The organism is Micromonospora sp. NPDC002411, from assembly GCF_053592955.1.
In genome coordinates this window covers 1-10048 of sequence record NZ_JBSFBM010000250.1, presented here as the reverse complement: position 1 = coordinate 10048, position 10048 = coordinate 1, and the positions used below count along the sequence as shown (strand labels likewise).

Below are 10048 nucleotides of genomic sequence, written 5' to 3'. Positions count from 1 at the left end.
CGGCAGCAGGGTGAACACGCCGGAGTAGGTAGCGCCACGGAACGACAGCGGGGCGAGCGAATGGGTGCCCCAGCCGAGCGCGCTGACGACGTGCCGGTCCCGGCGCCGGAGCGGGTAGCCGCGGAGACGCCGGAACGACCACCTCGCCGAGAGCGACGTCGACGACCCGGCCGAGCACGACGACGACAGGCCCGACCGTCGGGCCGAGCACAGCGTGTACGGCGTGCGACGAGCGATCGGCGACCAGCCCCACCGTGGAGGTCACGACGGGCAGCACGGCCAGGCGGGGATCCCGGACGGCATCAACGCCGATCGGCACCTTGCCGGACGTACCGGCCGGACGGTGGCGCGCGCCACCGTCCGTCTCCGACGAGGGCCGCAGCAGGCGTTCCCCGTCGCGCGCCGCGCCGCGCACCACGTCCTGGTCGACCCGGGGGAGCGGCGCCGACCGGGACGAACGTGCGCCAGGCCGCGGTGACGAGACCGGCGGGCGGACATCGGCGGGGGAGACGACCCTGCTGACGCGGGCCGGCACATCGGGACGACCTTCGACCGCGGCCGTGACCTGCTGGCGGCGCCACTCGGGAGCCTCGCCCAGACCGAGCCGGACGACCCGCTCGACCAGAACACCGGCCTGCTGATCACGCTCGCCGCCGGAACCGTCGTGACGCCCGTGCGCGGCGGCCGGGTCCTGCAGCAGGAAGGCCACGACGAAACCAGCCCCGACGGCAGCCAGGATCAACGCCCACCGTCGAGCGAGCGTGCGAATCTGGTCGGGGGAGAGCAGAAGAATGTGCCTCGGCGCGGGCGTGGACGCGGTTCCACTGACGGGACAATGCACGCGGACACGATCCCTTCGCCTCGGACTGCTGACTCATCGTAGCGACGTGAACGCAGGAACGCACCCCGCGACCTTTTGATCACCGTCCGTCGTTCTGCTCATCCGTGCGGAGGCGCGCCGCGCTTGCTGTCAGTCCTCATTGCTGAGTCGAACGCGGGTTGCTCTCGTGCGCGCTCGAAGATTGAGCGTCGGGGCGGTAACCACGCGGCGCTAGCTCGGGCCTCGGCCTGGCGCTCGCAGCCGGCGAACATCTGGTCGGAACCGCGTGACGTACCGACCAGTTCGACGGGCTCAAGGCGCCGTCTACGACGGACACCCGGAAGGCTGACGCACCGCTCACTGTGCATCGGGACGAGGCGGGACGCTGATTCGATAATGCACATTATGTAAAGTAGCGTTATCTGACGGTCCCCCCAGCGTTGTCATTCGCGGGTCAGTCCGGGCGGGCAGGCGTCCTCGTCCGGCCCGACGGGGCGGGCGTTGACCAGCGGATTGCGCCGCAGACGCGCCACCATCTCCGCGCTGCCACCGAAGTCGGTCCACGTGTCGTCCCACAGCGCGGAGACCAGCCAGGAGCGATCCGCCGGGAAGAACAGATCCGGCAATGGACCGTCGCCGCGCATGTGGCCGGACCTCCAGGTGAGCGCCTGCTCGGGCCCAGCTTCGACCAACACGTAGGGATGGTCCCAGTAGAGGGACACCCTCGGGGCGTTCGGGAAGACGACGTCGTGGGCGCCGGTGTCGAGATAGCCCAGCCACCAGGGCTGGCCCGGGGTGCACCCCGCCAGTTCGTCCACCACGGCGCGCTCGTGGGCGGCGAAACCGACACCTTCCGGCGGATAGAACGTGGCGTAGGCGTCGAACACCGGTGGGATCGCGGTAGTGATCGAGAAATCCTGCGTGGTCTGCCCGGCGAGCCAGGCGACGTCGTGGGGGGTGCCGATGCGCCACGTTCGTCCGTCCTTGTCGACGTCCATGGGCTCCGTCCAGGTCGATGTGCCGTCCGCGCCGTAGCGTCCGGGTACGGCAGCCGGCGACGCGCAGGGAGCCCAGCCAGGTCGGCCGGCAGCCCGCCACTGGTGGCCCTCGGGGCAGACCAGGTCCGTCGGTTCGCCCGGCTCCTGATACACGAAGACCGTGCCGGGTCGCCCGCAGTGTGGGCAGGTGGTGACGGGCGGCGTCATGCCGCGCAGGATACGTGCTTCTCGATCCGCGCGACCCGTCGTCGTGCGCTACGGCCGGCGCGTTGAAGCCGGTGGGTGACGTGGGGTTCCTGCTGGCTGGCCGTGCTGACTGCCGTCACGGGTTCGGACGCTGCGGCGCTTGGGCCGGCCGGCAGGTGGCTGCCCCGGGCCTGTAGAGCTGCCCCATGCGCGGGGCACGCGAACAGCACGGCAACGGGGCACGGGAACGTTCGGCGCGGGGTCGTCGTCGCTGGTGGGCGTCGGGACCGTTGGTGCCGTGTGGACATCCCGCGCGACTGGAGGCTGTCGTTCGCGTCGTCGGTCAGACCGATCCGTTCGGGTGGGCACCGTCCGCCCCAGATCTGGGGCAGGTCTACAGGAGGGTTGGCACCCCCTCACCAGGTGCACCTCTCCCCCCGTCCAGTCCTTGTAGGAGGCACTTTCCGGAAACCCGAAAATGCTGCATAATATCCCTTATGCATGACAAAAAGGACGAATCGCTCGCGGTGCTGATCGAGGAGTTCCTGACCGCCCGCGCCACCCGCAAGCCCTCCCCCCACACCCTGGCGGCGTACCGGCGGGACCTGCTCGCGGTGGCGGCCCTGGTCGCCGAGGATGCCGCCACTCCCCTCCCCCTGGACGCCTTGTCGATCACCGAGCTCTCCCCCAGGGTGATGCGGGCGGCCTTCGCCCGGTTTGCCGCACCCCGGGCGCCCGCGTCGGTGCACCGGGCGTGGTCCACCTGGAACAGTTTCTTCACGTTCCTGGTGGCCGACGGGGTCGTGGCCGGTAACCCGATGCCGGCGGTCGGGCGACCCCGGGCGCTACTCCCCCAGCCAAAGCCGTTGCGGGGCGCGGACACCCCCGAGGTGCTGCTCGCGTCCGTCGCGCGGGATGAGGGCAGGCAGCGCGACCCGTGGCCGGAGCGGGACGTCGCGGTGGTGGCGGTAGCGCTCTGCGCCGGGCTGCGCCTGTCGGAGTTGCTGGCGTTGCGCGTCGGCTCGCTGGGTGGTCGGCCTGGTGAGCGGCGGATCGAGGTGCTCGGGAAGGGTGGGCGGCCCCGGGTGGTGCCGATCGAGGCGGACCTGGACCGGGTGCTGAAGGACTACCTGGACAGTCGGGTGCGGCGTTTCGGTTCGCGGTCGGTACGCCCGGACTCGGCGTTGCTGGTGGATCGGCGTGGTGAGCCGTTGCGCCGGGGTGGGCTGCAGTATCTCGTCGAGTCGTGTTATCGGCGGGCGGGCATCGGTGACCGGGTGCCGCGGGGTGCGCGGTTGCACGCGTTGCGGCACACGTTCGCGACGCGGCTGGCCGAGGACGGGGCGAGTGCGGCGGAGATCATGCGGTTGTTGGGGCATGCGTCGTTGGCGTCGTCGCAGACGTACATCGAGGTGACGGCTGGGCAGCAGCGGGATGCGGTTCGGGCCAACCGGACCAATCGCGCGTTGGCGGCTCTGCTGCCGCCACGGTCGGAGTGAGTGGCGGTCAGTGCGCGCGGTGGCCGGTGCCGGCGGTGACGGGCAGTGGGCCGAGGACGGCGTTGATGATGTGGATGCGGGCGTTGGTGGCCTGGTAGTCGGCGCAGACGGTGTCGGCGCGGTCGCCGAGGCGGGTGGTGGGTCCGGTGCGGGTGACGGTGATGGCCGTGCCGTCGATGGTGGTGGTCGTGCCGGCGGTCGTGAGGTCGTCGATCGGGTGCGCTCCGTTGACGAGGTGGGCCTTGAGCAGGGTGCGGAGCTGGTCGGTGTGGTGGGTCATGAGGTCGTCCCAGTTGTCCTCGGAGAACGTGGCGGCGAAGGCGTCGTCGGTGGGGGCCAGGATGGTGACGCCGGTGCCGGCGGGTAGGTCGGTGAGGACGCCGCTGGTGCGCAGAGCCGCCTCGAAGGTGGTGAGGGTGGGGATCCAGCGCAGTGCCTCATCGGCGGGTTGGCTGGCGAGGAAGGTGGGGTTGCCGGGGTCGGTGCCGGTGGGTAGGGCGGCGCAGAGGGGCCCGGTGACCTGGGGTGTGGTGGTGCTGGCCGGTGGTTGGGCGTCGGCGCGGGGAGTTGCGGGGTTGCTGGTGCAGGCGGCGAGCAGCAGTGTCGGCACGAGGAGGCCGAGGGCCCGCAGTCGGGGGTGTCGCGGTGCGGTGGCGGGGTGCGACACGGTGGCCTCCACGGGTTCGAGGTTGGTGGGTGCCGGCGGCGCGGGCTGTGGTTCCCGCGCCGCCGGTTTGTTCAGGTGACGGTCACAGTGCCGCGCACTGGTTGGTGCGGGGGCCGTGGACGGTGTTGGCGATGCCGAGGTTGCTCGGGGTGGGGTTGTTGCCGGTGCAGGTGAGCGGGCCCCGGATGGTGGTGCCGGCCAGCAGTGGGGTGTCGGTGCCGGTGGTGTTGGTGGAGAGGTCGACGGGGCCGGCGATGGTGACGTCGATGACGGACACGGCGTCGGTGGTGTTGGCGATGCGGACCGGGCCGTTGACGGTGCTGTCGGCGAGGAGGACGCCGGCGGCGCCGGTGGCGGTGAGGGGGCCGCTGATGGTGGTCGCGGTCGTGACGAGTGCCGCGCCGGGTCGGACGGTGACCGGCCCGTTGATGGTGGCGTTGGTGGCGCAGGTGAAGCCGGTGACGGTCAGGGGTCCGTTGCGGCGGCCGGTGAGGGTGGGGTGGACGCGTTCGCCGTCGGTGAGCTTCTCGACGCCGAGCGGGTCGAGGAGCAGTGGGATGAGGCCGCGTTCGGGTTGGTTGAGGGGGACGTAGTAGCCGTCGGCGGTCTTGATGACTTTCCAGCCGTGGGCGGCGATGCGCTGGGCGACGGTGGTGCCGACGCCGCCGGGGCCGTCGGTGCGGGCGCCGTTGTACTGGGCGTCGGTGAGTTTGTAGGCGCAGGGCGCGTTGTCGAGGATCAGGTTGGCGGGGGGCGCGTCGAGCGGCGGCGGGCTGTCGCCGGGGTGCGGCGCGGGGTGGGCGGGGATGGGTCGGGATCCGCGGAAGACGAGGCGGCCGGTGTTGGCGGCCTGGGTCTCGATGGCTTCAGCGCGGGAGCTGAGGATGTCGGCGCGGTCGGCGCGGTGGTAGTCGAGGAACTGGTGGAAGGTCCACAGGGCGGAGTAGGTCTTGCGGCGGCGGTTGTTGGCGGTGTTGCCCTCGTCGGGGCGGGTCTGGCCGCCGGAGCTGCGCAGTTCCAGGAGGGAGTTGGTGACGTTCTTGAGGCCGAGGGTGTTGCGCAGGATGGTTTCCTCGCTGAGGCCGACGTTGCCGCCGCCTTCGCAGCCGTAGGGGCAGGCCCACCAGCCGGCTTCGGCGCCCTTGGCGTACATGTGGCCTTCGATCATGTCCTGGGACTGGTCGAAGATGGGTTGGGCGACGTTCTGGTGCCGTGGCGGGAGCATCGGGAGGTCGCCGGCGCGGGAGTTGCCGAATTCGTGGCCGTCGTAGCCGGCGACGGGTCGGTAGTCGCGGACCATTCTGATGTACGCGGCGGTCTCCGGCTGGCGGATCAGGGAGTAGTCGCGGTTGAGGTCCTGGCCGGTGGAGTTGCCGCGGGTGTTGTTGGCGCGGCCGTCGCCGTTGATGGTGGGGACGATCAGGACGGTGGTGTGGCTGAGTAGGTCGGTGATGCGGGGGTCGGTGCTGAAGGCGAGTTGCCGGGCCATGATGAGGCAGGCTTCGCGGTCGCCGGGTTCGTTGCCGTGCACGTTGCAGTTGATGGCGACGGGTGCGGTGGCGGCGACGGCTTGCGGGGTGGCGGCCGGGGTGGGGTGGCCGATGACCATCATGTTGATGGGTCGGTTCTGGACGGTGCGGCCGAGTTCGACGACGCGGACGCGGTCGCTGAGGGCGTCGATGGCTGCGGTGTAGGCGTACTCGTCGGTGTCGCTGGTGTATTGCGCGGCGTGGGTGGTTTCCCATTGGGTGCGTAGGTGTTGGCCGGGGGTTTCGGGGTTGCCCCAGGGTGCGGTGGTGGTGGCGGCGACCGGTTCGGAGTAGGGCTGTTCGGTGGTGCCGACGCGGGCGCGGACTCGCCATTGGAAGGTGTCGCCGGGGTTGAATCCGGCGTCGGCGAAGGTGGGCGCCTGTTGGTTGATCTGGCGGTTGGGGCGCCAGATTCCGACGATGGTGGGTGCGCCGGTGGGGGTGTTGGTGGCGTCGACGGGGGTGCGTTCGATCTGGTAGTCGGTGGCTTCGGGGACGGGTTGCCAGGCGAGGGTGGCGTATCCGTCGGCCTGGCGGACGGTGAGGGCGGTGACCTGGGACGGTTCCGCGGCGGCGCGTTGGGCGTTGGCGGGGGTTGGTGCGGTGGTGAGGGTGACGGCGATGAGGGTGGACACGGCGATGAGGGTGGGTCGCTGACGTCTCATGTGGCCTCCGACGAGGTGATCGTGGGCGCGTGTCGATCAGCATGATCGTCGAGATCCGTCGATGCAATGATCTTGAGGGAATCTTGCGGATCGGTGGTCGCGCTCCCCCGGGGGTGTCGTCAGGCGGTGACGGTGGTGGGTTCACCCGGTGTCAGCCAGCGGATGCTGTCGCGCACGGCGGGTGGCGCGTGGTGGAAGGCCCGCTCGATGGCCTCGCGGGGTTCCTGGAAGTGGTGCCAGCCCTCGTAGTGCACGGGGATCGCGGTGTGGGGTCGCAGTGCGGCGCACAGGTGCGCGGCCTGGCGGGCGGTCATCGAGTAGCGCAGGGGCCCGGTGACGGGGAACCGTACGCCGCCCAGGTGCAGGAGGACCGTGCCGATGGGGATGCGGGTGGCGGCGGCGCGTACGCGGCGGGTGAGGACGGTGTCGCCGGTGATCCAGAGCGCGCCGTGTCGTTGCCCGGTCCAGCGCAGGGCGAAGCCGATGACGTCGCCGACGAGGGGGCGGCTCAGCGGTGGGCCGTGCCGGCAGGGGGTGGCGGTCACCTCGATCGTCGGGCGTTCGGGGTGGGTGAGTCGGGTGGTCTGCCCGGGGTGCAGGCCGCGGGTGTGCTCGCCGAGGCGGCGGGCTCCGGAGGCGGTGGTGAGGACGGTGTCCGCGTTGGTCAGGAGCGCGCGGCCGGTGTCGTCGAGGTTGTCGCCGTGGTGGTCGTGGCTGAGCAGGACCGCGTGGATTTCTCCGAGGTCGGCGGCGGGGACGGCGGGGCCGGTGACCTTTCGCGACGAGGTGCCCCAGCCGAACGTGTAGCGCGCGCCGGGTGGGTCGAACGTGGGGTCGGTGAGCAGCCGCCACCCGCCGACCTCGATCAGGGTGGTGGGGCCGCCGATGTGGGTTATCCGCAGCGGCGGGGAGGTGCTCATCGTGCGTGCCGTAGGGCCCAGTCGAGGGCGTCGTCGGCGATCTGCCGCCAGCCCTGTTGCGCGGTCAGCAGGTGGGCGTACCCGTGGTAGAGCTTGACCTCGGTGATGGTGTCGCCCTTGTAGTGCGCGGCGTTGGAGCGTTGCACGCTGGGCGGCATGATGTGGTCTTCGGAGCCGGAGATGAACAGCAGCGGCGCGCGTTGGTCGTTGTGGTAGTCGACGGCGATGTCCTGTGGGCCGGGTAGCAGGTTGGCCAGGACGCTGTCCCAGAGGATGCCGCCGGCGGCGGGGATGGCGTAGCGCTCGTAGAGGGCGCGGGCGGTGGGTTCGTCGAAGGTGTTGGTGAACGCGTAGTTCCACTGCTCGAAGGTGAACCCGACGGCCCGGTGCCGGTTGGCCGGGTTCTTCAGCACCGGGAAGGTCGAGCGCAGCTGGGAGAAGGGGATGTTCTTGACGCCTTCGGTGGGCGCCGAGTTGAGGGCGACGGCGCTGGCGCCGTACCCCCGGTCGAGCAGCACCTGGGTGAACGCCCCGCCGGCGGAGTGACCGATGATGATCGGCGGCGTGGGTAGGGCGTCGAGCACCGCGGACAGGTGGTCGATGATCTGCGGGGCGGTCAGCGTCTCCAGGGGGCTGGGGTCGGCGTTGATCGCTTCGACCTCTACCTCCAGCCCGGGGTACGCGGGGGTGAGCACCCGGAAGCCCTTGGCCCGGTAGTGGGTGGCCCAGTCTTCCCAGCTGCGGGGGGTGACCCAGAACCCGTGGATGAGGACGATCGTGTCCGGCGTGTCGCTCATGTCAGCTCCGTCGATGTCGGGGGTGGCGATGGCGCAACGGCGGTGGTGTCGGTGAGCTCACCCTAGACATTCGTGACTCGCGATGGCGGGTTTTCCGCGACGTTTGTCAGCCGAGGTCGACCAGCAGGGGGCGGTGGTCGGAGATGGTCGAGGGTGGTGTGGTGACGGCGCGTACCGGTGGGAGCTGTTGGACGGCGTGTCGGTCGGCGAGGATGTGGTCGAGTTGGACGCGGGGTTGCCCGGCGGGGTAGGTGGGGCGGCGGCCCAGGGGGTGCCAGCCGGAGACGAGTCGGGCCGCGCCGGCGGGCAGGTTGAGGTCGCCGAGCAGGACGCGGGGGCCGGGTAACGCGCGTAGGGCGCGGACGGTCTGGCGGAGTTGGCGGGCGTTCCAGCCGGGCACGAAGGACAGATGGGTCGCGGCGACGGTGAGCGGGCCGTGTGGGGTGTCCAGGACGGCGGCGACGACGACGCGGGGTTCGTCGTGCAGCAGGATGAGCCCGCCGCGGGGGCCGGGGACGTAGACCGGTGAGCGGACGGGAGCGGGTTTGAGTCGGGTGACGTGCCAGCTGCGGACGGGGTGTCGGCTGATGAGCCCGATGCCGTAGCAGGGTTCACCGTGTCCGTCGTCGTCGTGGCGTAGGGGGCGGAAGTGTTCGCCGGGGGTGCCGACGACGGCGGCGGCGAACCGGTGGTGCGGTGCGTGCAGGGCGCGGGCGGCGATGGCGGTGAGGTCGAGGTTGCCGCTGCGGTGTTGGTCGCGGTCGACCTCCTGCAGGGCGAGCACGTCGGCGTCGAGGGCGCCGATGGCGGCGGTGAGTCGGTCGGAGTCGACGAGCCCGTCGGTGAGGGATCGTCCGTGCAGCATGTTGAAGGTGGCCAGGCGCACTCCTGCACCTTACGTGCCCGTGGCATGGTTGCCCGGTGGTGAAGGTGTTGCTGTGTTCGATGGTGGTGTTCGTGGCGGTGGGCGCGTTGGGGGTGTGGTTGCGGCGTACGCGGGGCCGCTGACCAGTGAGTTCTCCCACTCGGAGGGACGGTGGGGCGGATCGGGTGGGGAGAATTGCCGCCCATGGACGCCGTGACGCTCAGTACGCTGCTGGCCGCCGCCGCGATGGCCGGGTGGGTCGACGCCGTGGTCGGTGGCGGTGGGTTGTTGCTGTTGCCGGCGTTGCTGGTGGCTGCCCCGGGGTTGCCGGTGGCCACCGCGTTGGGCACTAACAAGCTGGCCGCGATCTTCGGTACGTCCACGGCGGCGGCGACGTACGCCCGGCGTACGAAGGTGGACTGGCGGGTGGCGGGGCCGGCGGCCGGGTTGGCGGTGCTCAGCGCGGGTGTGGGCGCGGCGTTGGCCGGGGCGGTGCCGGCGTCGGCGTACCGGCCGGTCGTGCTGGTGGTGCTGGTGGCGGTGGCGGTGTTCGTGCTGGTGCGTCCCCGGATGGGGGTGGTGGCGGTGCCGGCGAGGCGGACGCCGGTGCGGGTGGGCGTGGTGGTCGCGGTGGCCGGGGTGGGCATCGCCCTGTACGACGGATTGATCGGTCCGGGCACCGGGACGTTCCTGGTGTTGGCGTTCACCGCGCTCGTCGGCGCGGACTTCGTGCACGGTTCGGCGATGGCGAAGGTCGTCAACGCGGGCACGAACCTGGGTGCGTTGGTGGTGTTCGGGGTGACCGGGCACGTGTGGTGGCTGTTGGGTGCGGGGATGGCGGTGTGCAACATCGCCGGCGCGGTGCTGGGGGCGCGGATGGCGTTGCGCCGTGGGTCGGGGTTCGTGCGGGTGGTGCTGCTCGTGGTCGTGGTGGCGTTGGTCGCGAAGCTCGGCCACGACCAGTGGGTGGCCCGGTGAGGGTGCGCTGACCCGAGGGTTACCGGGGCGCGGCCGGCTGGGTCGCACGTTGGGCTACAGCGTGGCCAGCCACAGCGACGGCCGGTGGAACGGGGTCGCCATCCTGTCCCGGGTCGGGCTGGAC

The 10048-nt window shown here is 71.2% G+C and carries 9 protein-coding genes; 2 read left to right on the top strand and 7 right to left on the bottom strand.

Annotated features, from left to right (window positions below):
- Positions 1–841: hypothetical protein (locus tag ACWCO3_RS25160; RefSeq protein ID WP_450012348.1), on the bottom strand; the 841-nt coding region annotated here is incomplete at its 3' end.
- A 422-nt stretch (positions 842–1263) separates the two neighbouring features.
- A complete protein-coding gene (locus tag ACWCO3_RS25155) occupies positions 1264–2025 on the bottom strand; it encodes a hypothetical protein (RefSeq protein WP_450012346.1) in 762 nt (253 codons plus the stop codon).
- A 476-nt stretch (positions 2026–2501) separates the two neighbouring features.
- Between ACWCO3_RS25155 and ACWCO3_RS25150 the strand changes: the two genes are divergently transcribed.
- Positions 2502–3503, top strand: a complete 1002-nt coding sequence (locus ACWCO3_RS25150; RefSeq protein WP_145781764.1) for a tyrosine-type recombinase/integrase — start codon at positions 2502–2504, stop codon at positions 3501–3503.
- Between the two features lie 7 nt (positions 3504–3510).
- Here the strand turns inward: ACWCO3_RS25150 and ACWCO3_RS25145 are convergent, their stop codons facing one another.
- The 5 genes from ACWCO3_RS25145 to ACWCO3_RS25125 form a co-directional block, all read right to left on the bottom strand.
- Positions 3511–4182, bottom strand: a complete 672-nt coding sequence (locus tag ACWCO3_RS25145) for a fasciclin domain-containing protein (protein WP_167524835.1) — start codon at positions 4180–4182, stop codon at positions 3511–3513.
- A 70-nt stretch (positions 4183–4252) separates the two neighbouring features.
- Positions 4253–6364, bottom strand: coding sequence for a M14 family zinc carboxypeptidase (locus tag ACWCO3_RS25140; protein WP_450012343.1), 2112 nt, complete (start codon positions 6362–6364; stop codon positions 4253–4255).
- A gap of 119 nt (positions 6365–6483) precedes the next feature.
- Positions 6484–7284 (bottom strand): MBL fold metallo-hydrolase, encoded by an 801-nt coding sequence (locus ACWCO3_RS25135; RefSeq protein WP_450012341.1) that lies wholly within the window; start codon positions 7282–7284, stop codon positions 6484–6486.
- Positions 7281–8081, bottom strand: coding sequence for an alpha/beta hydrolase (locus tag ACWCO3_RS25130; RefSeq protein WP_145781756.1), 801 nt, complete (start codon positions 8079–8081; stop codon positions 7281–7283). The genes ACWCO3_RS25135 and ACWCO3_RS25130 overlap by 4 nt, the downstream gene beginning before the upstream one ends.
- 106 nt (positions 8082–8187) lie before the next feature.
- On the bottom strand, positions 8188–8967 hold the full coding sequence (locus ACWCO3_RS25125; protein WP_145781754.1) for an endonuclease/exonuclease/phosphatase family protein: 780 nt from the start codon (positions 8965–8967) through the stop codon (positions 8188–8190).
- A gap of 183 nt (positions 8968–9150) precedes the next feature.
- On the opposite strand from ACWCO3_RS25125, the gene ACWCO3_RS25120 reads away from it, so the two are divergent.
- The gene (locus tag ACWCO3_RS25120) at positions 9151–9924 is read left to right on the top strand and encodes a sulfite exporter TauE/SafE family protein (protein ID WP_145781751.1); all 774 of its coding nucleotides are present in this window, start codon (positions 9151–9153) and stop codon (positions 9922–9924) included.
- Positions 9925–10048 lie beyond the last annotated feature (124 nt).